The 25,742-nt window shown below is 44.8% G+C and carries 17 protein-coding genes and 2 pseudogenes; 6 read left to right on the top strand and 13 right to left on the bottom strand.

What is annotated here, in order from left to right:
• Nucleotides 1-86: 86 nt before the first annotated feature.
• The 6 genes from cyoD to A136_RS08595 form a co-directional block, all read right to left on the bottom strand.
• Complete coding sequence (gene cyoD, locus A136_RS08620; RefSeq protein WP_010439794.1) at nt 87-398, bottom strand: cytochrome o ubiquinol oxidase subunit IV; 312 nt, start codon at nt 396-398, stop codon at nt 87-89.
• The gene (gene cyoC, locus A136_RS08615) at nt 398-1,033 is read right to left on the bottom strand and encodes a cytochrome o ubiquinol oxidase subunit III (RefSeq protein ID WP_081325115.1); all 636 of its coding nucleotides are present in this window, start codon (nt 1,031-1,033) and stop codon (nt 398-400) included. Before cyoC ends, cyoD begins: the two co-directional genes overlap by 1 nt.
• Nucleotides 1,005-3,080 carry a cytochrome o ubiquinol oxidase subunit I gene (cyoB, locus tag A136_RS08610; RefSeq protein ID WP_017065277.1) on the bottom strand — a complete coding sequence of 692 codons (2,076 nt, stop codon included), beginning with the start codon at nt 3,078-3,080 and terminating at the stop codon, nt 1,005-1,007. The genes cyoC and cyoB overlap by 29 nt, the downstream gene beginning before the upstream one ends.
• Before the next feature lie 5 nt (nt 3,081-3,085).
• On the bottom strand, nt 3,086-3,982 hold the full coding sequence (cyoA, locus tag A136_RS08605; protein ID WP_081326284.1) for a ubiquinol oxidase subunit II: 897 nt from the start codon (nt 3,980-3,982) through the stop codon (nt 3,086-3,088).
• Between the two features lie 749 nt (nt 3,983-4,731).
• Nucleotides 4,732-7,830, bottom strand: a complete 3,099-nt coding sequence (locus A136_RS08600; RefSeq protein WP_017065276.1) for an efflux RND transporter permease subunit — start codon at nt 7,828-7,830, stop codon at nt 4,732-4,734.
• 8 nt (nt 7,831-7,838) lie between these two features.
• Nucleotides 7,839-8,954, bottom strand: a complete 1,116-nt coding sequence (locus tag A136_RS08595; protein ID WP_017065275.1) for an efflux RND transporter periplasmic adaptor subunit — start codon at nt 8,952-8,954, stop codon at nt 7,839-7,841.
• A 204-nt stretch (nt 8,955-9,158) separates the two neighbouring features.
• Here A136_RS08595 and A136_RS08590 point away from each other — a divergent pair, with 204 nt between their 5' ends.
• The gene (locus tag A136_RS08590; protein WP_029235294.1) at nt 9,159-9,773 is read left to right on the top strand and encodes a TetR/AcrR family transcriptional regulator; all 615 of its coding nucleotides are present in this window, start codon (nt 9,159-9,161) and stop codon (nt 9,771-9,773) included.
• Nucleotides 9,774-9,867: 94 nt separating this feature from the next.
• Here A136_RS08590 and A136_RS08585 read toward each other — a convergent pair whose 3' ends face one another.
• Nucleotides 9,868-10,386, bottom strand: coding sequence for a lipocalin family protein (locus A136_RS08585; RefSeq protein ID WP_017065273.1), 519 nt, complete (start codon nt 10,384-10,386; stop codon nt 9,868-9,870).
• Between the two features lie 317 nt (nt 10,387-10,703).
• On the opposite strand from A136_RS08585, the gene A136_RS08580 reads away from it, so the two are divergent.
• Nucleotides 10,704-12,470: an amidohydrolase gene (locus tag A136_RS08580; protein ID WP_017065272.1), complete on the top strand. Its 1,767-nt coding sequence runs from the start codon at nt 10,704-10,706 to the stop codon at nt 12,468-12,470.
• A 99-nt stretch (nt 12,471-12,569) separates the two neighbouring features.
• Here the strand turns inward: A136_RS08580 and A136_RS08575 are convergent, their stop codons facing one another.
• Nucleotides 12,570-13,058 carry a hypothetical protein gene (locus tag A136_RS08575; RefSeq protein ID WP_017065270.1) on the bottom strand — a complete coding sequence of 163 codons (489 nt, stop codon included), beginning with the start codon at nt 13,056-13,058 and terminating at the stop codon, nt 12,570-12,572.
• A 267-nt stretch (nt 13,059-13,325) separates the two neighbouring features.
• On the opposite strand from A136_RS08575, the pseudogene A136_RS08570 reads away from it, so the two are divergent.
• Nucleotides 13,326-14,562 (top strand): annotated as a pseudogene (locus A136_RS08570) (amidohydrolase family protein).
• Nucleotides 14,563-14,719: 157 nt separating this feature from the next.
• Nucleotides 14,720-15,969, top strand: a pseudogene (locus A136_RS23170) (esterase/lipase family protein).
• 789 nt (nt 15,970-16,758) lie between these two features.
• On the opposite strand, the gene A136_RS08560 reads toward A136_RS23170, so the two are convergent.
• Nucleotides 16,759-17,601 (bottom strand): hypothetical protein, encoded by an 843-nt coding sequence (locus A136_RS08560; protein ID WP_017062424.1) that lies wholly within the window; start codon nt 17,599-17,601, stop codon nt 16,759-16,761.
• 282 nt (nt 17,602-17,883) lie between these two features.
• Between A136_RS08560 and A136_RS08555 the strand changes: the two genes are divergently transcribed.
• Nucleotides 17,884-19,437, top strand: a complete 1,554-nt coding sequence (locus A136_RS08555) for an amidohydrolase family protein (RefSeq protein ID WP_017065267.1) — start codon at nt 17,884-17,886, stop codon at nt 19,435-19,437.
• Nucleotides 19,438-19,782: 345 nt separating this feature from the next.
• The gene (locus tag A136_RS08550; RefSeq protein WP_017065266.1) at nt 19,783-20,946 is read left to right on the top strand and encodes a dipeptidase; all 1,164 of its coding nucleotides are present in this window, start codon (nt 19,783-19,785) and stop codon (nt 20,944-20,946) included.
• Nucleotides 20,947-21,135: 189 nt separating this feature from the next.
• Here A136_RS08550 and A136_RS08545 read toward each other — a convergent pair whose 3' ends face one another.
• From A136_RS08545 to A136_RS08530, 4 genes are all read right to left on the bottom strand, one after another.
• Nucleotides 21,136-22,149, bottom strand: coding sequence for a manganese-dependent inorganic pyrophosphatase (locus tag A136_RS08545; protein WP_017065265.1), 1,014 nt, complete (start codon nt 22,147-22,149; stop codon nt 21,136-21,138).
• 443 nt (nt 22,150-22,592) lie between these two features.
• A complete protein-coding gene (locus A136_RS08540; RefSeq protein ID WP_017065264.1) occupies nt 22,593-23,018 on the bottom strand; it encodes a septal ring lytic transglycosylase RlpA family protein in 426 nt (141 codons plus the stop codon).
• A gap of 335 nt (nt 23,019-23,353) precedes the next feature.
• Nucleotides 23,354-23,845 carry a VOC family protein gene (locus tag A136_RS08535; RefSeq protein WP_017065263.1) on the bottom strand — a complete coding sequence of 164 codons (492 nt, stop codon included), beginning with the start codon at nt 23,843-23,845 and terminating at the stop codon, nt 23,354-23,356.
• 246 nt (nt 23,846-24,091) lie between these two features.
• Entirely contained in the window at nt 24,092-25,468 is a 1,377-nt protein-coding gene (locus tag A136_RS08530) for a uracil-xanthine permease family protein (protein ID WP_017065262.1), read from the bottom strand.
• Nucleotides 25,469-25,742 lie beyond the last annotated feature (274 nt).

The following is a 25,742-nucleotide window of genomic DNA, read 5'->3' as shown; positions in this document are numbered from 1 at the left end:
AAAGACCCCCGCCGCAACAGAAATCAGGTTGCCGAAAATGATGCCCGGTTTGGTAATAGACAAATATTTTTTCAGCATACCTTGGCCTACAACTTCATGTTGACGTTCATGTTGTAGATGATCCATACCGAGCCAGCGATAAGAATCAATACAACAATGGCAGTAAACATCAGTGACACTAAGTTCCAACGCCCATCGGAAGATTTCGCTTCCATATGCAAGAAGTACTTAAAGTGCACAAAGATTTGCACCAGCGCACAACCGAACAAGATCACGTAAGTTTCCGTGCTTGGTAGCGCATGTGACCACACAATGTAGAACGGAATAATGGTCAGAATCAGTGACGCAATAAAGCCTTTCACGTAATCCGTTGCACCGCTGTCTAGATGCTGTTCCATTACATCACCCCCATTAAGTACACGATGGTAAATACACAAATCCAAACGATATCAAGGAAGTGCCAGAACAAGCTCAAGCACTGGAAGCGCATCGACATGTTGTCGTTCAAGCCTTTGGTTGAAAGTTGGTGGTACGCCACCGCCATCCAAATCAGGCCAAACGTTACGTGCAAACCGTGTGTGCCAACCAAGGTAAAGAACGCAGAAAGGAATGCACTTTCTTGAGGGCCATAACCTTCTGCAATCAAATGATGGAACTCATACACTTCCATACAGATAAAGGCTAAGCCCAATGCGAAAGTCACTTTGATCCAGCGCTTCAGTCCGGTCACGTCTTTGCGCTTCATCGCAATCATGCCAAAACCGAATGTGATACTACTGAACAGCAGCATCATGGTTTCGACAAACACGAACGGCAGTTCAAAGATGTCTTTACCTGTCGGCCCTGCAATTGATCCACTCTCAAGCACGGCATAAGTCGCGAAAAGCGTGGCAAACAGGACACAGTCACTCATCAAGTAAACCCAGAAGCCAAACAACTTGTTGCCCGCAGCTTCGTGGTGATGATCATGCGAATGTGCAAGATCATAAGTGTGTGACGGAGTATTAGCTTGCATACGTCGTCTCCAAGTCATCTTTATTGTCGTTATTACCACTGTCAGCGCTGTTACCACGACCAGAATGATCGCCTTTCACTGACTGTTTTTTCGCTTCTGCAAGCTGCGCACGTCGAGCCGCTTCAATCGCTTTGATCTCTTCAACTTCCACGTAGTAGTCCACATCGTCGTTGTAGCTGTGTTGAATACACGTCACCACGATGCCCACTAAGCTTGCAGCCGCTAGCCACCAGATGTACCAGATCATTGCGAAGCCAAATGCCAACGCCCATACAGACACATAAATGCCTGTCGGTGTGTTCTTCGGCATGTGAATACGTTCGTATTCTTCTTCCTGAGTTGGATCAAACTCGCCACTTTGCTTTTGATACCAGAACGAATCGATCTCATCGCCCTTAGGCAGTTTTGCAAAGTTATAGAACGGCGGTGGTGAAGACGTTGCCCATTCAAAGGTACGTCCGCCCCACGGGTCACCGGTTAGATCTCGGTTTTGGTCTCGGTCACGAACACTCACGTAAATCTGAACGAACTGACACACCACACCCATCGCAATCACGCCCGTACCTGCAGCCGCAACCGCCAGTAGTGGGAAGAACTCAGGGTTAATGTCTTGGCTCAAACGACGCGTCATGCCCATAAAGCCCAGAGCGTAAAGCGGCAAGAACGCCATCAAGAAACCGATGATCCAGCAGTAGAATGCGCGTTTGCCCCAAAGCTCGTTCAGAGTGAAACCGGTCGCTTTCGGGAACCAGTAACCAATCGCAGCAAAACAACCGAAGACAACACCACCGATGATTACGTTGTGGAAGTGAGCAATCAGGAATACCGAGTTATGCAGAATGAAATCTGCCCCCGGAACTGCCATCAATACGCCCGTCATACCACCCACGGTAAAGGTGATTAGGAAGCCCACTGTCCACATCATTGGTGTGGTGAAGCGGATACGACCTTTGTACATGGTAAATAGCCAGTTGAAGATCTTAACCCCGGTTGGGATAGAGATAATCATGGTCGCGATGCCAAAGAAGGCATTCACATTGGCGCCAGAACCCATGGTGAAGAAGTGATGCAGCCAAACCACAAACGCTAAAATAGTGATCGCCACTGTTGCCCATACCAGTGAGGTATAACCAAACAGTTTTTTGCGAGAGAAGGTTGCAGTCACTTCAGAGAACACACCGAAAATAGGCAAAATTAGGATGTACACCTCAGGGTGTCCCCATGCCCAAATCAGGTTCACATACATCATCACGTTGCCACCAAGGTCATTGGTGAAAAAGTGCGTGCCGATGTATCTATCCAAAGTCAGTAACGCGATGGTTACCGTTAGGATTGGGAAAGAGATGATGATCAGGATGTTGGCACACAGAGACGCCCACGTGAATACTGGCATCTTCATCATTGGCATAGACGGAGTACGCATGCGCAAAATGGTCGCAAAGAAGTTCACACCCGTTAGCGTAGTACCCACTCCGGATATTTGCAGCGCCCATATCCAATAATCGACCCCGACTCCCGGGCTCGCCTCAATACCAGACAGCGGCGGATACGCCAACCAACCCGTACGGCCAAACTCACCTAAGCCAAGCGACATGTTGGTTAGGATAATACCCACCACAAATAGCCAGAAGCTCAAGTTATTCAGATAAGGGAATGCAACATCACGAGCACCGATTTGCAACGGCACGATGATGTTCATCAAACCGATAACCAAAGGCATCGCTACGAAGAAAATCATGATCACGCCGTGAGCCGTGAAGATCTGGTCGTAGTGATGTGGCGGCAAATAGCCCGTTTCACCGGCTGCAGAAAGCAATTGCTGGCTACGCATCATGACCGCATCAGCAAAGCCACGAACTAACATCACCATCGCAACAGCAATGTACATGAAGCCCAATTTTTTGTGGTCTACAGACGTAAACCATTCATTCCAAAGGTATTGCCACTTACCGGCTTTGGTTACCGCGTACACCACTAAGCTGCCCACTAAAGCGATCATGGTTAACGTGACCAAAATAATGGGTTCGTGGTAGGGAATTGAGTCTAGAGTTAATCTTCCAAACATGACGATTATCCTTGGGTTTCCGGCAAACAGTTCATTGAACCAGGGTGCTGGGTCACGACATCGGTGAATAAAAATGGTGGGATACTGGAGAACAGAGTGACGGGTTCAGCCACACTTGGCGCAGCCAATGAACGGAACTGCTCCCAATCTTCAATGCGATCAGGGCTTGCTTTCACTTTTTCCACCCAGTTTAGAAATGCCACTTGATCAGGCATGGCTGATGCAGTGAATTTCATCTGTGAGAAACCTTTGCCACTGTAGTTCGATGCAAAGCCTTTGAAGTCACCTTCGTGGTTTGCAATCAAATTCAGCTTGGTCACCATTCCCGGCATCGCGTAGATCTGCGAACCAAGACGCGGGATAAAGAACGCGTTCATGATGTTGTCTGAAGTTAGCTTAAACGTCACCGGTACATCTTTCGGGAACGCAACATAGTTAACCGTCGCAATGTTTTGCTCCGGATAGATGAACAGCCACTTCCAGTCCAGAGAGACCACTTCGATCACCATAGGTTGCACATCACTTTCCAGAGGCTTTGATGGCTCTAATTCGTGTGTTGTTCGCCAAGTGATGGTGGCTAGAATCGCGATGATGATGATTGGAATCGTCCATACCACCACTTCAATCTTGGTTGAGTGTGCCCAGTCAGGTGCATACTCTTCCGTGGTATTGCTCTCGCGGTATCGGTAAGCAAAGTAGATGGTCATCAGAATCACTGGGATGACGACAATCAACATCAGCAACAGAGCCGTGATAATCAGCTCTTTTTCCTGAACGCCAACGCTACCTTTTGGGTCGAGCAATGCGGAGTTACATCCTTCGAGCATCAGAACGGTTCCCAGCAAACCAATCTTCGACAAATTTGTCCTCGATAAAATGCGTTTATATCTTGAAGCTTCCATTAACTTTCTCGATGGTTATCCAGCCTCAGAACGAACGTCTGAGTACTGGTTGTCATGATCATTAGAATATTTATGTGTTGAGCATGTGAAACGCCGCATCTCAAAAAGCAATGCAATAAGGTTCGTTACTGCCGGGTTAAAACCACACAGAAAACATGACTTAATTGTTACGCTTTGAAATACATTGTTACATTCGGCGCATTATGAAGAGTTGAAATTGAAAGCTCACCAAACAAACTTGGAAACTAACCTTCCATTTATGAAGACGAAAACTAAGAAGCAGTAAGCGATTAAGACACACATCAATAGCGTGCTACACAGATGGAGCCAGTACTGACAAGGGATTTAGAAAAAGTAGATAAACACTCGCTCACCACCAAAGCTCGGGGCAAGTTCAAGGTACATTAGAAAGAGCGAATAAATAGAAGTGTGACGCCCGTCAAAATTGTGAATTCACATACCATTTACAAGGTATTCACTGGTTAGATTATTCAAAACACCCACTCATTCACCAACAAGATAATCAAGCATTCATCTATGCACTAATGTGACGAATTGAAAGAATATAATGACTAACAGAAAGGATAATTTGACTAATTGAGGGCGTAATAGCGGTGAAAAGCACAACAAAAAGGTAGGAATTGGGATGAATTTATCGAGAATAACCACACCATAATCGAGCCAGATACGGCTCGATTATGGGCAATTAAAGAGTAGCCAAATTGAAGAGACGTTAAATTGAAAAACAGTTATGCCGCTTGAGTAGTCATGGATTTTCGCTGATTTCGAGTCATCAAATGATAAACCACAGGTACAAAGTAGAACGAGATAAGCGTGGTTAATACCGTTCCGCCAACAATCGCGACCGCGAACGGAGGCCAGAAACCACCGCCAGCGATGATCAATGGCATAAAGCCGCCAACAGTCGTTATCGTGGTTGAGCTGATATGGCGAGTACACGACATCACAGCTTCAACGACTGCATCTACATTCCCGGAGGAAGCCTCTTTATCGAGTTTCAATTCGGTCAAAATCACAATGGCCGCGTTAATCGCTAAGCCCGCAATCCCAAGCATCGCGATAATCACCGTAAAGCCGAACGGATAACCGAAGATCCATACCGACAACAGCCCTAGTCCACCAGCCAACCCTGCTACCATGAAGATGATGCTGCTCATTCGGAACGAGTTGAATGACATCACCACCACCAGCACCATCAATACCACCACGACTGCGACATTCGAGATGAGGCTGTTGACTGAATTGTCTCGCTCCGCTGATTCGCCACCAAAACCAATGGTGTAACCCGATGGCATCTCATAGCTTGCTAAGCGTTTTTGGAATTCATTAAGTACGGTTTGAGGTAAGACACCCGCTTCAATGTAACCCTCGATGGTATTCACACGCTGCCCGTTACGACGAGTAATCGCACCGCGACTGGTCGTCAATTCCAGTTCTGCCAGCGTCGAAACATTGATCCCTGTTGAGTAGACATCAGAACTGATTGGCAGACGAATATTGCTTAAGTGAACCAAGTTTTCACGCGCCTCATCTGCCACACGAACACGGATTGGTACCGACTCACTGCCTTCAATCACAGAGCCACTTTCACGACCTGTCAGAGTAGTTTGCAGCATACCTGCGAACTGGTTCAATGAAATACCATTCAGCTTTGCGGTGTCTTCATCAACCTTCAACCACACCTTCGGAGTACCTGGTTGCAGGGTTTCCCTTGTGTGCGTCACATGAGGAACACCCGCCAAAATTAGACGAACATCTTCACCAATCGCTTTTAACGTGTCGAGGTTTTCACCATACACTCGCAGTTCAACGGGCGCGGTAAATGGAGGCCCTTGGTTAAGCTTACGTACCAAGATTTGTGCTTCCGGCACCTCTTCATCCAACACCTTTTGCAACTGTGGAATTAGCGTATTGGCTTGGTCAAAGTTCTCTGTTTTCACCATGGCTTGCGAGAAGTATGGCGCATTATTTTGCCTTGCTTGCAGGTTGTAATAGAAGGATGGGAAGTTTGCACCCACGAGCCAATCGATACGCTCCACTTCAGGGTAACGATGAATGATATCGTCGATTTTTTCAGAGGTGTTTTTAGTGGCATAAATGCTCGCTTGCGGCGGCATGTACACCTGGATCTCAAACATGTCTCGGTCTGATGGCGGGAAGAATTGCTCAGTCAGCTGAGACATACTCCAGTAACCGGTAAACGGAACCAACAACACCAAAGCAATCGTGATAATTGGATGCGTGACACCAAAGCGGACAGAAGACGAGAACCAGCGCGTCAAAGCCGGGATTCTTAAGCCGGTCATGTACCAATGGTGCTGTCCTTTCTTGTCGACATCACTGAGTTGTTTCGGCAGTAGCTTAGTCGCTAAGCCTGCGATTAAGGTGTGCGAGATGATGTAAGAGCCGATCAATGAGAAAGAAACGGTAATCGCAATACCACCGACGAACTCACCCGATGCACCCGGCATCAAGATAATCGGGGCAAACGCCAACACGGTAGTTAAAGTTGAGCCTAATAACGGCACCCATAAATGCTTCAATGCATTCATGGTCGCTTCTGCTCGTTGTTGCCCTTTCAAACGATAAGCTTGAATGGTATCGACCATCACCACCGCGTTATCAACCATGATCCCGAGCGCCACAATTAGGCCTGTCACCGACATTTGGTTAATCGGCACACCGGTCATTTTCATGATCGACAAGGTCAATAATGAGGTTAACGGCAGAGAAATGGCGACTAAGATCGCGGCACGCACGCCTAAAGTGACAAACAGCACAATCAAAATCAGACCGAAACCGATCATCAAGCTTTTGCCTAAATCGTCTAAGCGAGTCTCGGTATAACCTTGCTGATTAAAGAGCACGGTCACCTTAACGTTACTTGGTAACTCTTGCTCAAATTTACCAATCAGAGCATTAGCTCGCGACGTCCAGTTATCAACTCGCAGATCAGGGTGCATTCTTGCCGCGACAATCACACCCGGCTCACCATCAACAATAGCAATCTGGTCTTGTGGGGTTTTCTCACCACGTTTCACCGAAGCAATGTCTTCCATACGGATGATGTGACCTTTGCTATCAGTGGCTATTGGCACTTGCTTAATGCGTTCAATGGAATCAAGTTCAGATTTAATTTCTAAGCCAAAGCGAGAATAAGCACTGACCAGTTCACCCGCCGAGTTCTTGGCGTCTGCCCCTTCGAGCGATTCAGCGATATTGGCGCTTGAACGCCCTAGAGCAGCGGCATCGGCCGTACGTAAACTGATTTGAATCTCTTCTTGCGGCATCCCGTATTCATCAACGAATTCAGTACCCGACAAAGTTCTTAGTCGCTTGGCGAGCTCTTTGGCATAACGGCCCAGCGTTAACCTATCAGGCTCGCCTGCACCAGACCAAGTTAGAGATGCGATGGTCGTGAAAGCATAGGTATGGTCGCTATCGAGATCAGGCGATTGAGCACCCGCAGGCAAAATGGATTCGATATCAGATAACTTGTCGCGAGCTTGGGACCAAACTGGCTCAGGCTCGGTGATGGTGTCATTCAATTCTAAGGTGACAATAGACACGCCCGGTCTTGAGGTTGAGCTCACGAGTTTAACTTCACTCAGCTCGCGCAGCTTGTTCTCGATAACTTCTGTTACCAAGGTTTCAACACGCTCGGCACTGGCTCCGGGGAAACTGGTAGTAATGTTCGCGTAACGGTTGATGATTACTGGGTCTTCTGCACGCGGTAGCGTCATGAACGCAGAAATACCACTCACCATGAGCAGTGCCGTCATTAAGATAAGCAGTCGAGTATTGGAAATAATCTCTATGATTTTCATGCTATTTCCTATTCAGCAGTAACGCTGGCTGGCTTCACGGTTTGTCCGGGAACCAAGCGGTGCAACCCACTGGCGATCACTTGCTCGCCTTCGGTAATGGCACCGCTGACATAGGCTTGTTGGTTATTAGCAAACAGAACCTGAACACTTCTACGTTCAACCTTGTTGTCTTCACCAATCACAAAGATGTTCCACACCCCGCGTAATCCATCAATCAAACCAGTTATTGGCACCCAGTAACCTGAGTCATCAATCTGTTCATCAAATTTAAGGTAGGCAAGTTGCCCTTCTAATACCGACGATTGTTCAGGGAACAGATAACGTAAGCCGACACTTCGAGAGCGAGTGTCGACCATCGCACCAGGGTTCAGCAGAGTCACAGAGAAATCATCTCGCCCGACACGAATACTTGGTGCGGAAAGTGAAGTAACCTTTTTCATTTGATGGGCAGGAATACCGATGAAGGCTTCTTTCCCTTCAGAGGCAAGCAAAGTCAGAGTTGGATTACCCACATTCACTACATCTCCCAAAGAGACAAAACGCGTTGAAATAGTGCCCGAATAAGGCGCAAGAATTGTCGATTTCACTAGCTTCAATTGATTGCCTCTTACTGAGGCATCAATACGCAGCAAGTTAGCTTGCAATACGCGTTGCTCACTAGTCAGCGAGTCAATTTCCGCCTCTGCACTGAAGCCTTTAGCTTTCAATGAACGCTGACGTTTAAGGTTCGCTGCCACCAAACTCAACTGAGCTTTGACTTCTTCAGCTTGAGCTTTCAACTGGCTAGATTCAGTTTCCAAAAGTTGGGTATCCAATCGAATCAACGGCTGACCCATTGTGACTGTGTCACCGACATCCACCAGAATCTCGTTTACTTTGCCCGCCAGTTCGAAACCTAAATTAGCTTGTTGACCCGCCTTAACCACACCGACATATTCGCGCTGTACTGCATAAGAGGAAGATAGCGCCAAAGCGATCGTTTCTACAGTTAAAATGGTTTGGACGCTCGAAGCCGTTTCAGTGGTTGAATCAACCGACTCTTGGGCTTGTTCCTTTTCGCCACATCCAACAAGAAAAGTCGACAACGCCACTGCCAATGCGCTTCCCTTCATCAATTTATACATACGTACTGTTCCTATGCGGTACTCAATTATGTTCTTTTTTTAGACTAACCAAATCAAACTAGACTGTCTAGTTTGATTATGTTAAAAATAAGTTTCATCGTTAATGATTGATAAAACCATCACAAAAAGCATAATGCTTAGCGCAGAATGAAATGCATTGAACTGAGTAACGTCAAGTACCAAGCAAGCAACGAGAAACAGCACGTGACTAAAATCATCAAGAGTGAACAGAAGAGATCGCAGATCTTAACCGCAGCCAGCCAACTTTTCTCTGAACATGGCTTTAAGATCAATATGGATCAGATAGCAAAAGCAGCGAACGTTTCCAAGCAAACGGTCTACTCTCACTTTAAAAACAAAGACGAACTTTTCGAAACCTGCATGCAAACCAAGTGTGCGGAGCGAGAACTCAGTCCTGCTGCCTTTGATATGGATGCAGAGGTGGGTGATGAGTTGGTGAAATTTGGTGTGAAATTTCAGGATTTGTTACTTGATGAGCAATCTAGACAAACCTTCCAAAATGCCATTAGCCAAGCGAATACGCATCCAGAGATCGCCTCAATCTATTTAGAAACTGGCCCTCAGAAAACCACCAAGTTACTTGCTGATTATTTGCAGTCGAAAATAGACTCTGGTGATCTCACACTGTCGACATCAAGCTCGCCAGTCATTGCAGCACGCCAACTGTTGCTGATGTTTCACGGCAAATCGGCGTATTGGGGATTCTTCGGACACGACAGCGGAGAATCTGAAGAAGAAAGACTTCACTACACTCGCGAATGTGTCGCGCTATTCTTGAACGGCAACCAGCCTCGTTAATTGTAGCTCTATCTTTGAATAAAAAAGGCACAGAGAAATTCATCCTCTGTGCCTTATCAATCATCAGTCACTCTCAGCAATAACAGCGATCGGTTTATTGGGTATGTTCCACAACGATCAGCTCATCGGTATTGAAGCCACGCTCTTTCGACATGGCTTTAAACTTCTCCATCACTTCTGGTGCGACTTCAGGCGTTCTTGCGAGTAGCCATAAGTAATCAGTGTCGGGCCCAGAAACAAACGCGTATTGGTAGCCCTCTTTGTCTAATTCAAACACGACATAAGCGCCGTAGAAAGGGCCAAAGAAAGACACTTTCAAATAGCCTTGTTCAGAGCCCTCAACGAAGTACGCTTTTCCTTCCGCTTCGTTCCACTCACCTTCTTCCGCCGAATAACCACGGTTAATCACCTTCACGCCGCCATCATCACGAAGGCTGTATTCAGCGCTGATGTTGTCTAAGCCACGCTCAAACGAGTGATCCAAACGAGCCACTTCGTACCATTTCCCTAGGTATCGTTCCAACTCAAACTGTTGAACAGGCTTTACCGTTTCGGGCATGCCAACACAACCACCCAATAAGATCACGTTAAGCAGCAATAATATTTTTTTCATCCTAACCTCGACTTGTTTTTATTAGTAATGCGAGTAAGTCTCTTGAAAACATAAACTTACATCCTTGGTAATACGTTAAATCCATTTTTATAGCTCACTTAACTGTAATTTATTCAGAACCTTATGTGAATTGTTTAGTCTGCGAATGGATTCGCAATCCTTTATTGACGAGCTGTATTCCCACAACCACCTCAAAAGGCACTGGAATTACATTCAAACAAGAGAGCAACCAAGGACACTTTATTAAAAATTCACGATATGATTCTCGCCACTCGCTTTCTATACTTACTAAACCGTGGAACATGGAAGACATAATAATGAATAACAAGCTCACTCTGCCACGTACTGTATGGATAGCATTACTCACAAGCTTATCGGCCGTAGCGCCGGTGCTTGCACAAGCCAACACCGTTGTCCAAGCGCAAACAGCAGTTCAAACACAAACACCAGTTCAAGCGCAAACATCTGTTCATAACCAAAGTGCTGACCAGATCTTTATCAATGCTGATATATACGGGCATCGTGAGTCGGACTCGATCGTTACCCACAAAGGCAAGATCATCTTCATTGGTAACCAATCACAGGCGCAAACTTTTCAAGGGCAAAGCACTGATGTCATTGATTTAGACAATGCCTTTGTCCTTCCGGGATTTATTGATAACCATAACCATGTGTTTGAAGCCGCCTCAGAGCTGGGTGGCAATTGTGAACTCGACTCTGAAGCAACGTTAGAAGAGCAAATTCCCTACTTAGAAGCGTGTAAGATCAATGCTGATACCGATGGCAGAGGTTGGCTTATGGGCTATGGTTTTTCTTTGGAAGCGACGCTCGATAGCGACTCTGACTACACGCCACTAGAGATCATCGACAGTGTCTTCCCTAATCGCCCCGTGGTGCTTATGGAGCAGACTTCACACTCGATGTGGGTCAACTCAAAAGCACTAAAAATCGCTCGAATCAGCCAACAATCTCCAGACCCACAAGGCGGTGTTTATTTAAAAGACCAAGACAGCAGCAAGCTCAATGGCATCTTGCTAGACAATGCTGGCGATCAAGTGATGGAGATGGCTTGGAATAGCCAAAGTGAACTGTTTGAGCAAAGCTACCAAGGCTTAATGTTCGGGCTTGAGGAAGCGGCAACCCACGGCATCACCACCATTGGCGACGGTCGCATGTATTGGAAACGAGGTTGGTATGACGTTTGGCTAGAGGCCGAGCAAAATCAAGACTTAACGGCGCGAGTATCGCTACGCCCTTGGGTGTACCCATCGATGGTGATGTCTTCTCAATTAAAAGTCTTTGAGAAAATGCATTCCGACGATAAAAGCCATCTGTTACTTGTCGATCAGGTGAAAATGTACAGTGATGGCATCTTTATCAATGGCACCGCCAAAACACTCGCGCCCTACTTAGATACTTATCTACCCCAGTCTCCTAATGGCTTGAACTATATTCCGCCAGAACAAATGAAAGAATGGTTAACTGCACTCGAGAAAATCGGCTTTAGCGCCCACATTCATGCGATTGGTGATGGAGCGGTTCGTGAATCTCTTGATGCGATAGAAAGTATTCGCAAACAAGGTTCAACCAAACCCTACACCCTAACCCATGTCGAATTAATCAATGATGAAGATGTGCCACGCTTTCGCCAGTTAGATGTAACTGCAGATTTCCAAGTTGGCTCTGATTACGTTGCAAGGCATCAACACCAATGGGCCGAAGCTTTCCTTGGTGCTCGCCGTGCCAAAGCCATGATGAACCTCGATGCAATACTCAAGACCGACGCCAATATCACCTTAAGCAGTGATTGGAACGTACACGACATCAACCCATTGGTCGGCATCGCGAACAGCTTAATCATGGGCAAAACCGGCCTAACCGATATCTACACAGCCATCGACGCTTACACGCTCAATGCCGCCAAAAGTCTTGGAATTGAAGATGTAACAGGTTCTATTGAGGTAGGCAAATCCGCTGACTTCGCCATTCTCGACCGCGACATCACCACAGTATCAGCAAGACAAATCGCTAAGACTCAAGTGTTGATGACGGTGTTACGCGGGGATGTGGTTTACGAAAAATAAAGCCAATTCGCGTATCGAATTGGTTATCGCAACTCAAACGAAAACGAGCCAGCTTATTCAGCTGGCTCGTCTGTTATTCACATTTGTATTTTAGTTCTATTACGCGTTGGTCTCTTTAAGCGCTTTCACATTTGAATCTTGTTTGTCATCCAGAGCAAAGTAGATCTTCGATACAATCACTTCAGCAACCAGAATCGTAAATACCACAGCGAAGAAAGCAACCACGCCGCCCCAAGGGCCTGTAAAGCTCACCTTATCTCCGAACAGAAGGTTAATCGCTTCTAGCATCACGAACTTTGAGCCCACCAAGATAATGTAAGTGGTGATTGCTCGGTACACCTTAGGTGCAGTGCCCGGCTTGCTTTTGAAGTGTTCAGCAATCTTGTGCTCTAAACCAATAGAGAGCTTCAATAATAGCTGCAACAACAACGCCGCAATCAAAGATATAGTGAAAGACTCAATGTTGACGAAGTCCCAGTACTCATCGAAGAAGTTAAGCACTACTAAGTCCACCAGCACGGCTAACGTGTAACCTACGAATAGACGTTGTGGTGTGTTGAACCCGTAAACTTTGTCTGATTTAGTCATTCTGTCTCTCTCTAATCTAATTTGATAAGTCGCCTTGATTTGAAATACATCTTAGCGTTCGAATCGAAGCAAAACTTACCATTTCATGACATCGCCAACATTCATTCCTCAAATTAATGATTCGACAAAAATCCCCTTTGCCTCTCTTATAGCAATAGCAAAAACACGCCCAATTCATCACTGTCACCAAATGGCCATTCTTCAAATGCTGCGCCCCATAAGATGACTCCATCAGCGACACACACTCATTTCCAAAAGGTGCAGATTATGAAAAAACTAATCACTAACGCGAACGTATTTAACGGTGTTGATAACAACTTAATCGAGAACGTATCAATCCTCATCGAAGATAACTTGATCACTCAGATTGGAGAGATTGACCCAACGATTGCCGATGAAACGATTGATGCTCAAGGTGGCACGGTCATGCCAGGCCTGATTGATGCGCACGTTCATATCACGCTATCTGCACCTTTCAACGTGATTGATACCATGACGCGAGAAGAAGTGGCGATTCGCTCAGCAAAGATTTCTGAAGAGATGTTAATGCGTGGCTTTACCACCATTCGTGATGTAGCAGGTAACACGCTTGGCCTTAAAAACAGCATCGACAACGGCTATGCCACTGGCCCACGTATTCTGCCTTCAATGGCGGCTATCTCACAAACCTGTGGTCACTCCGATTACCGTCAAAACCAAGCACAAGAGCGTTTAGCAAACGGCCATGAAGACTCACCTATGAGGAAGCTTGGCGCAATGAAAGTGGCAGATGGTCGTTCAGAAGTCTTAAAAGCGGTTCGCGAACAGCTATTTATGGGCGCATCCCAAATCAAGATCATGGCGGGTGGTGGCGCATCTTCAACGTTTGATCCGCTAGACACATTGCAGTTCACATCTGAAGAGATGAAAGCTGCGGTTGATGCCGCTTCAGATTACGGCACTTATGTCGCTGCGCCGAGCCGCTGAAGCGGGCGTGATGTCTTTCGAACACGCCACCATCATGGACGACGACATTGCCGAGATAATTAAAGAGAAAGGCATTTGGGTGATTCCTTCTTACTTTACCTCTTCATTGATTGCAGAGCGTAAGATCCCGCTGCCGAATGAGGAGACATACCGCAAGACAGAACGTGTAGGTAAAGCCATGTTCAAATCGGCAGAACTGATTAAGAAATACGACATTCAGAACATTGCTTTTGGTACTGACTGTGTGGGCGAAACCAACGTTCATGCGACACAATTAAATGAACTTGGTGCGATTGAGCAAGTATTCGATACCATCACCGCGCTTCGCATGGCGACATCAAACTGTGGACGTTTGTTCGAGATGTCGACTTATCAACACCCGTACCAAGAAGGCAAACTTGGTCAAGTGGTTGAAGGCGCGTATGCCGACCTATTGATCATCGATGGCAACCCACTGGACAGTGTTGCTTGTGTGGCAAACACAGAGACACAAAAACTGATCATGAAAGACGGCAAGGTGTACAAAAACACGCTTTAGTGTTCAATATACTCACTAAGTAATGAAACCTCTCAGGCAAGCAAGCGAACTTTATAGTCGTTTGCTTGCCTTTTTATTAAGCGCTGTTTTATTGCTACTATTAAACTCAGGTTATTGATTTATGGATAAATCGGGGTGGGATAGGGATGAAATTAGAATGAAGCTATTACTTACTGCACGCTTAATCAGCACAGTGCTATTACTCAGTTCACTGCTGTCAGGGTGCGGTAACTTTAGAAATCTATCTAATGAGATACAAGCCATCGACTCCATAACCAATCAATACATGGTTACCTTGAATCAACATGCCTCCGGTTCTGCCGTGGTGATTGAACAAATCAAAGACATTAACAAAGGCGAGGTTGATGGCTACGATGGCATCATAGACAGTGACAGTATTCACTTACATGTATCGAATAACATCCACTACCTACTTATCTTTGAAGATAAGAATCAAGACCTTACCCTACAAGCCGATGAAGCTTTCAGTGTAATCAACCTACGTGATCACCAAGACAGATCAACAATAGAAGTCTCACTAACGGTTAATGAGAGTGAAGCCCCAAGAGCGTTTGTTGATCGTTCACTATCTTCACTGTTAAAAATCGAATTGGATTTGATCGACATAGGCACAGTCGTGAGCTTGGAAGCTCCACCTTTTGACAGAAAAAATGGCAAACTCGGCATGTGGCAGCCGCTGACCTTTTTGCTCGAAGATAACGCTGGGCTCTACTTTCTGTCAGAGTTCGACCCAAACAAAATCCCGATCTTGTTTGTGCATGGCATCAACGCCACTGCGTTAGATTTTGCCCCACTGATTGAAAAAGTCGACCAATCTAAATATCAGATCTGGGTCTTTAACTATCCTTCAGGCTTGTCTCGGCTTTGAACTCCAAAGGCCTGAATAACCTCATGCACACGGTGTTAACGGAATACAAAATCCAACAATTACATGTTGTGGCACATAGTATGGGCGGGCTTGTCGCCACCAACAGTCTTCGCCAGTGCCGTATTGGGCAGCTATGCGATTTTGTAAGCAGCGTAGCCACCATATCTTCGCCGTTTGGTGGTGTCGAGTCTGCTAAACAAGGGGTCGAGTACTCTCCCGTAGTAATGCCGGCATGGGTTGATTTAAATCCAGACGGGAAATTTATCGCTGACTTATTAATTGACAGCAGTAAGATTCACATTCCCCACTTTTTAGCCTTTGGTTATAACTCGGGCGACCTATTTAATACCAACAGCAACGATGGTGTGATCAATTTATCAAGCCAATTGTCGCGCCCAGCCCAACTCCACGCGTCACAAATCCTCGGCTACAACGAAACCCATTTGAGCATCTTAGATAACGATGACCTTCTTGAAGACCTGTCCGAGTTTTGGTTAAGAGCTGAAGAAGCACATTGATTTATGATTCGGTGCACTAGGCGGCGTAGGTAAATCAGATATTAAAATTGGAACGCTTAGGCATTCCAATCTTTTGGGTGAAGCGTAATGTTTTTCTGAATTGAGAGCATTGATATCCTGTGCGTTCGGGCTGATTTCGAACACCCACCCCCTCTAACTCCCCCTCCAATTAAGTTTATCCCCCCTCTAGATTGACGACCGAGGGGGAGAACCTTCTTTAGCGCTGAATGTGTAACTGCACATGAAACGATCTGTATTCAGTTCCTCCCCTTTCTACGAACCACAATGGATTGTAGATACTGATTAAGGGGAGGCTAGGAGGGGATTTTTAGTAGGACTAACACGGATTTGCCCAGAACCTTCTTAAGGCTCAGAGATTCTGTGCGGAAAGGGATTAAAGTGAGTAACCGTGTATCGGGGGTCTTAGCCTGCATGGCTATTGCAGCACCGTTGGAAATACCTAACTGATGCCGTTGAAGAAGCTATTATACTTATGTTGAAATAGACTGAATTACTAGCTGGCGGTTGTAAGCAGGTTAAGTATGTTAAGTATGTTAAGTATGTTAAGTATGTTAGGATAAAGTATAGTTGCCTTAGCCTAAAAATTTATGCAGTAACTTATGAATTTGACACTTGGTTAAAAGTATTACCGCTCTCTTTGCGAGTTTTTTTATGGATATATATCAGCATCTTAAATAAATAAGTCGGATTCCTCACTCACCGCCAAATTTAAGACCGCAGCAGTTCGCTGCGGTTTTTTTATGTCTAATTTTATCCTGCGACCTGTTATCACCAAGGAAGAGCAACAACAGGTGTGATGACCAGTCGAAGTTGATGCTCTATCCCAAACGCGTCAGGGCTTTCAATGTAGTTCCAGTATTGAAGACCAAACTTGATGGGTTTGCCACCAATGAGAGTCGTCTTAGCGAACCCAATACCAATAGGGAATGACAATTTATTTCCACTGCTCGCTTCGTGATTATAGCTCCAAGTTGGTTGCGCTTGAATTTGCCATCCATCGTCTAGATTCGCGGTATAGAAGTACTGTCCACCAGTAATACTCGCGTCGGCGTCATTGCTTCCGCCAGCGTTCCATTGATGGGTAATTAACGCCCCGATAACCCCCCAGCTTTGTACGTAGGCTAAGGCAAACTCTGGACCGAGTAAGAATTGATCGTTACCCAGTTCATCGCTTGTTGCGGTGGGCAGTGTACCCACTATCCCCCCCACGACAATCATGCCGCTCTCAAAGGTATGACCAACGGCCACATCAAAGCCGATATCACCGAGACCTGCATCTGAATTTTCAAATCTATCGCCCTTGTAATAGGGTTGGTCAAATATTAAAGGTATATTTGGTCTGATAAATAAGTTGGTTCGCTCTGCAATTGGCACAGGGAGAACAGGTTGAAAGCTCAAGCGATACCCGTTCTGACTGTTCGCTGAATTTAAGTCGCCTTGATAGTTCGTCCAATCCAAGTTAAAGGACATCGAGCCAAGCGTTGTGTTTGGGTTGGCTAGCTCTTTAGCTACCTCCTCTACATCTTGCCCCTCGTCGGCTAACACTACGATGGGAAGAGTGACAGCAAAGAAGAATATCGCGCTTAAACTTCGTAATTTAAGGTTTGGCATTTTTTTTCCCTGACGAAAACGTTGGTACATAAACGTTTAGCTATGAAGGATTATTTTGTCAAAATTGCCTTTATAGAGAAGGGCAGCTCTGGAGCGGCAAAGTCAATAGCTGTGGGTGAGATGAGCGTAAAAGTGATTGTTTTTGAGTCACTTTCTCTTGTCACGTTAGATTTGTCTTATCAATGAGCAAAGATGAGGATCAGGTAGATAGCGTGAAATTATTGGTCTAAGATTTTTGACACGTAACACTTATAGTTCATCTCACACACACGGGATAAAATTATGAAACCACTAGAATCATTCATTAAAAAGGCTACGATCGTCGGCTTTGGCCTTATGTCACCACTTGTTATCGCCGCTAATTATGATGTTGTAATTTTGAACGGCAGAGTTATCGACCCTGAAACAAATTTCGATTCTGTTGCTAATGTCGGGATCAAAGATAATAAGATCACAGCAATAACGACCGATAGTATTTCTGGGGATAAAACTATTGACGCTACAGGTAAAGTTGTTGCCCCTGGATTCATCGACGTCCACGCTCATGGTCAAAACATTGGTGACTACAGAATGCAGGCGATGCAAGGCGTTACCACTATGCTGGAACTCGAATCTGGTGTTCTACCTATCAGTGACTGGTATGCAGGACAAGCTGAAAAAGGCTTACCATTAAACTATGGTGCAGCAGCTGGTTGGACTTACGCTCGTATTGCTACATTTAGTGAGACGGAACCCGAAGCGACCGTTGGCTATTTCCAAAAAGCTCAATCACGTAATGATTGGAAGATGGATATAGCAACACCTGAGCAAGAAAGTAAAATCATCAAGCTGATTGAGCAAGGCCTTGATGAAGGTGGCCTAGGTATCGGGATTAACGCTGGCTATGCACCGGGCCATGGTCAAAAAGAATATTATGCATTGGCTGAATTAGCCGCAGAAAGAGACGTAGCAACCTATACTCACGTTCGCTATGCTAGCAATGCCGAGCCACAAAGCTCGTTTGAAGCCGTTAAAGAATTAGTGGGCAATGCCGCTATCACTGGCGCTCATATGCACTTTTGTCATATTAACAGTACTTCATTAAAAGATATCGAAACCATCTTACCTATGGTCAATAAGGCTCAAGAACAAGGAATCAATGTTACTGTGGGCGCTTACCCTTGGGGCGCAGCAAGTACTGTCGTTGGCGCAGCCATGTTTTCTGGTGAAGGCTGGCGGGAACGTATGGGTTCAACCGCTGAAAACTTTCAGCTAGGTAAAGAACGTATGACAGAAGAACAGTTGAAAGACTACCAAGAAAATAAACCTGGTACCTTTATTGTCTGGCACTTCCTAGACGAGCAAAACCCTAAAGATCTTGCTCTATTAGACGCTTCGATTCTAAATCCTAATGTGTTGATTGAATCTGACGAAATGTTCTGGATGCATATGGACGAAGACGGCCACATTGAAAATTATGCAGGTGACGAGTGGCCATTACCAAAAGATCTATTCTCTCATCCTAGATCAAATGGCACCTTTGCTAAAGTACTCAGAGTCTATGTTCGTGAGCGCGGCTTGTTAACGATGACGGAAGCACTACGTAAAATGACACTGATGCCAGCTCAATTAATAGAAGATTTTGTCCCTCAAATGAAAAATAAAGGACGAATCCAAACTAATATGGACGCAGATATCGTGGTATTCGACCCAGAAACTATCGCTGATGTGGGCACCTACCAAGATCCTAACCACCCAGCCGTAGGCGTACATTGGTTATTGGTTAACGGCAAAATCGTTATCAACAACACACAACTAGATACAGACGTTAAAGCAGGCGAAGCCATTCGACGTTAATTCACCTAATCAATGATAAATCAGACTATAGAAAGCGATACTCAGGTATCGCTTTTTTATCTCACCTCTTCGATAATTTCTTAAAGTGTCACATATAATACTTTTAAATGAATTTTCTAATTGAGGTAACATTTAGATAGATTTGCCAAAAATATTCGACATAAATCACGTTTTTATCATGTCATTGGGCGTAGTTTATTTATAAAAAGGTGCATAAAAAGGTGCGTACAAAGGGCTTAACACTCCGTTTGATATAAATCCGTACCTATCTTTACTTCCAAACTTCCAAACTTCCAACATATTTATATTTTATAGAAGCTAACACTGTTAAGGAAAATTTCAAATATGGACAACAAATCTGAAATCGAACCAAGTAATGATAAAGCGACAAAGTCAGGTGCACCAAAATTACCAGAATTTGAAATAAAAGATTATTCAAAAATCCCTCAACGAACACACAAATATCCTGCATCTGAACGTGCAAAAAAAATTGTTCGAGATTCTATGGCTATTGACAGCCTTTTTTCCGGTCTTTGGCCCTCTCAATGGTCTTCACCTGAAGCACCAGAATTCCATGATGAAATGGACAAGTGCAAAGCCGCTGGATTCAAGGTACTAGCAGCATGTCCTTCCGCAGACTCGTTAGATGCCTCGGTTGAAGGCATTATGAAAGGCGCTCAGTTCTACCTAAGCAAAATGAAAGAACGCCCAGACGACTATATGATGATCCGCACTACCAAAGATATTGATGAAGCGGTAAAACAAAACAAATTGGGTATTTACTTCACTCACCAAGGTACTCAAATATTTGGTGGTGATGTTGATCGCGTAGGACTATGGCGTGAGATGGGCTATGGTTACTGTTTATTGGCATATAATCAACGTAATGATGTGGGTGATGGCTGCTTCGAAATTGAGAACCGTGGTCTAACTGAATATGGAAAAAAACTTGTCGACGCTTATAACCGATACGGTATGCCTGTTGATGTAAGCCATACTGGCGAACGAACCTCCTTAGATGCGATTGAACGCAGTAGCCAACCTGTCATTTCTTCGCATTCAGGTGCGAAAGCCATTGCTGATTATCAGAGAAGCCTTTCTGAAGCTGTGATTAAAGGTGTTGCGGCAACCGGTGGGGTTTGCTCAATAAATATGGTGGCTGCCTTTATGGATACATCTAACCCAGATATATTGACGACTGAACAATTATTTCGACATATTGATTATATGGTCAACTTAGTCGGTATAGACCACGTTGGCTTCGGTTCAGACTATATCCCGAACATCAATTTTACAGCGTCTATTATTCAAACACCAATGGGGCAGAACGTATTCCCTGATGGTGGCTATAGTGCCGCTGTAGGAGCAAAAGGGTTTCCTACCCCAGCACCATATCAAATTGTTGCAGCTCTAATTGATACCATGCTTGAAAATGGATACTCAGAAGAAGACTGCAGCAAGTTCTTAGGTGGCAACATGTACCGAGTATTTGATCAAGTCTGGGTATAAGAAGTTTATTAAATTTACTCAATAATTAGCACTTCTAACATCTCGTTTAGAAGTGCTTTTTTAATCGCTTCGAATGAGACTGCAGTTTATGACTGCTCCTAACTTGTTATTGTCCAAATCCCATTTAGACGCCCAATAATAAAAAAGGGATTGGTATTTCTACCAATCCCCTCCAAACTCTCTTTCTACTTACAAGCTCTCAATTGCCTTTTGAACCGCAGGGCCAATCTGGCGCTTACGCGAAGTGACGCCTTCTAACGTCAGCATGTCGCTTGTTGGTTCAGCGTTGAAAGCCGACTTGATGACTTGATAGTCGCTTTCATCCACCCACAATAGGTTAGCTTCTTTGTTCTTGGTATCTGTGATTGAAAAGAACAGATGGTCTAGCCCGTTCTCTTTTTTGTAAGTCTTCATTGCTGCTAGAAGATCGTCTTTACGGTCAATCAGTTGTTGAGCCATTAGTGTTTCAGCAACACCGATACCCACCTGTTTGCCACCGTATTTAAAGTTTTTGTAATCCAGCGTCAGAATGGTTTCAGAAGAAAGATGACTGAGATCAGACTTAGCAATCAGCATCTGTTGGCCGAAATCTTCGATATCTGAAATACCTGCAACTTTTGCAAGTTTCTCTGCGTACTCACGATCATGCTCAGTTGTGGTTGATGATTGGAATACCACAGTATCAGAAAGGATTGCGCCTAAACCGACACAAGCAAGGTGCTTAGGTAGGGTCACATCCAACTTTTCAGCGTTGTCAGCAAGAATAGTGGCAGCCGATCCCCAGCCTCGAATATCCATCTCGACAATTTGTGGTGTATTAATCGGTGAGCCACCAATTGCATGATGATCAACCACAGCAACAATAGATGCTTGGTCGATAGTTGGCGCTAGCTGAGTGACTTGGTTGAAATCCACCAGCCCTACTCGGTATGAAGAGTAATCTGTCTCTACGCGTGGTGATTCAGCATTGCAGTAATTCAAGATGAAGGTGGATTCTGGATTAATCGGCTCTGGTACTGTCGCTGTACCGCCATAGATATGAGCCGCGAGCATCGCAGACATTACCGTGTCGCTGTCTGGGCTTAGGTGCCCTGTCCATACGAGATCTTCACTGTTTTCATTGGCAGATTGTTGCAAGCTAAAAGCAAAACTTGCTGAACTGAAAGACATAATTACGGCTGCAACGACAGGGGTTAGCTTCACGGGTATTTCCTTATTTAAATGCGATATAGAAGCCCATAAGCTAAACACCAAAAATTTCAGAACCGTGTAACTAATATTTCAGTTTTACTTCAGTAAGTAACTAAATGTAATTGCCCTTAGGCTTTCACTGTTAATCACACCAAAGCTCAACTTGGATTAGGTTAGCTTTTCATTATTTCACAATGAATTTCAATGAACCCTAATGATAAGAAAGCTAAGACACTGATTTATTGACCACATAACATCATCAACCCACATACTGAAAATAAGATAATCTTATTAAAAATGGATTATCGAAAGGCACAAAAAAGGCTGCAAAAGCAGCCTTATCGAGTAAGCATAAATATGCTATTCAATCATCGAGATCGAGGTTTTTTTTCCTCCCCTTCCCGTTGCTGGTAAGGGAGCGGAGATGTACACCAAGGGGAGGTTAGGAGGGGATTCTAGTGTTTGTATCGAAAGGTGTTGCTGTCATCAATAATCTCAATTTTGACTTTTACTACGCCTTTCTTAACGTCACCAATTCGAGAAAATGCTTTGTGGGAAAGGTCAATCACTCGGCCTTTTACGTAAGGGCCTCTATCGTTAATTTTGACATCGACTGACTTGTTATTGGCTGTATTGGTCACTCTCACGATAGTCCCAAATGGCAAGGTTTTGTGAGCGGCTGTATAGGCGTTTTTATTATACGTTTCACCACTTGCCGTCAGTTTTCCATGGAATTTATCGCCATACCAAGAAGCCACTCCCACAAGCGCATGTGAATTGGCATAGCCCTTTGTTTTTGAAGTATCGACGGCCGCATGTGACGAGCATCCGGCAAGCAAAGTAATAAGAAAAGCGGCAAAGATAAGGTTTAGTTTTTTCATGCTATTTCAGTAGATCTTCTTCATGTAATGTTTATCTATTTTCATTGTAGTGCGGTTCAGCAGTATTGAACTGAGTATTGTGAGTTCTCAGCGAGGGCTATCACCAGTGTGATTGCGCAATGTTTTCATGAAGCACGCTCGCTTCAGTCATATTCATGAAAGGTTTTATCTTCAAAACGTCAACTTTAACAATGTCTTAAAGCTGTTGCTTTATTAACCGCACCATATGATGGAGCACTTAAAAAGCACACAAACAAAAAAAGGATTGGTATCTCTACCAATCCTCTTTAGGGGATGTTTCGGTTTTTCTACCTTATGACAAGTAGATAACGCGATTACTCGTAGTCAGTCGCGTACGTGTCTTCGTATGTGTGCGAGTAGAATTCGAACAGGTTGCCAAACGGGTCTTCTAGGTAAACCATTTGTGCTTGTTTTAGTTCGTCTTCTGGGTGGTAACGCATGATGTCCATACGAACCTTACCGCCAAACTCTTCAACACGCTTAATCGCTGAATGAAACTGCTCTTTTGGAAGCTGCAGACAGAAGTGAAAGATACCTAAGCGAGAGAAATCTACTTCATGACGCTCTTGACGATCTTTCATTTCGAACAGCTCAACACCGATACCATCTGAAGTGACTAGGTGAGCAATGTTGAAACCTTTAAAGCCTTCACCAAATACTGCAATACACATGCGGCCGATTGCTGATTCGCGCTCTTCCATCACTTTAGTTTTGGTCATTACGATTCTTAGACCTAGCGCTTTTGTGTAAAACTCGACTGCTTTGTCCATGTCGCCAACCATGATGCCTACGTGATTCATTTTCATAACTTTCTCCAAATTCTCTTTAATTCTGTATTTTTCGAAGACTCGCTTCGGTGTTTCGTTTCGATGGAGAGAGTATATGGAGATACGACGATTAACTGAAATTATCATAATTTATATTAATGATAATTTTATGTTATTTACCAAGTTAAGTGAGATGCCAACACGTCACACAATAAGTTAAAGTTGAGAGCCACATATGTCATGTGGCTCTAGTTAAACATCCTTAGTTCAGCACGAAGAAGCCCGTTACGCTTTACTGGTCTGTACGACGTTCGAAATCTGCTTGGCTTTTGTTTCAGGCACCAAAGACATCAACCCGGTAGTCACAAGCGCGGCAATACCAGACATGGTTACAGGTGAGCCAAATATGCTTTGCACTAGCTTGGGTGCTTCTTTCAATAAATCCGGTACCAGCATTACCCCCAGTCCTAAACCTAATGAGATGGCAATCGTCATGATTCTGCGACGATCCAGCTTCTCACTAGCGATAATCTTGATGCCCGCCGCAGCAACCGTACCGAACATGACTAATGTCGCCCCACCCAACACAGGTTTTGGAATCGTCATCAATACCGCGCCTAAGATGGGAAATAGGCCTAATAGAAAAAGAATCGCCGCAATGAAGTAGCCAATGTAGCGACTCGCAATCCCCGTAAAATGGATCACACCATTGTTCTGGCTGAAAGTCGTGTTTGGAAAAGTGTTGAATACTGCTGCAATAAGCGAGTTTACGCCGTCACCTAGCACGCCCGCCTTGAGTCGATTGATGTATTTTGGCCCCTTAACTGGCTGTCCTGAGAACATGCTGTTGGCAGTCAGGTCACCGGTTGTTTCAATAACGGTAATCAAGTAGATAAAAGCAATCGGGAGAAAGGCTTGCCAATCAAAAGCGAAGCCATATTTAAATGGGACAGGGATACTCAATAGCGGTTGAGATGCAAAAGAAACCATCGACGCTTTGCCCATCAGAATAGCAACGCCCCACCCTACAACTAAACCGACCAAAATAGACGACAGCCTAACCATAGTATTGTTGCTTAGGTTAAGTGCCACTATGGTTCCGAGGACGATGGCACCCAACATCAGATTGCTTCCAGAGCCAAAGTCTTCGGCGCCAACGCCACCCGCAATATCAGTAACACCGACTTTAATCAAAGAGATACCTATCGTCGTGATAACGATTCCAGTCACAACGGGCGTGATAACGACTTTGAGCTTTTCGATAAAGCGCGATAGTACGATTTCAACAAATGCACCAAAGAAGCAGACACCGAAAATGGTAGCGAGCATTTCATCTGGCCCACCTCCATTCGCTTTAACCAGAAAACCTGCACCTAATACAGATCCCAAGAACGCAAAGCTGGTTCCTTGGACACAGATCATCCCTGCGCCAACTGGCCCTATTTTCCTAGCTTGTATAAAAGTGCCGACCCCAGACACCATCAGTGCCATGCTGATCAGATAAGGAATGTGCTCACCCAACCCAAGCACACCGCCAATAATGAGTGTGGGCGTGATAATACCAACGAAACTGGCTAATACATGCTGCAACGCTGCGTAACTGGCAGCTCTGACTGATGGTCGATCGTCTAATCCGTAGATCAATTCACTGTTCTGTTCCATGTGACTTCCTTTATGTATTTTTTATTGTATACAATTTACATAAAGACAATAGAGCAACATATATGCCAATGGTTTAACATCATACTTATCAATCAGTTAAGTTTCATCTTTAGCCAGTGCTGCACTATAGAGCAACACTGTCGGCTTGTTTTAGTGCAACGAAGAGCACAAAGCACTCCTTTGACCAGGTTTATCCGTAACCTTCCACTCAATATCGCAGACACAAAAAAAGGATTGGTATCTCTACCAATCCTCTTTAGGGGGTGTTTCGGTT

The organism is Vibrio crassostreae 9ZC13 (genome assembly GCF_000272045.2).
In the GTDB taxonomy this organism is placed as follows: Bacteria; Pseudomonadota; Gammaproteobacteria; order Enterobacterales; family Vibrionaceae; genus Vibrio; species Vibrio crassostreae_C.
Note: the sequence above shows the minus strand (reverse complement) of the source record. Positions and strands in the feature narration are given on the sequence as shown.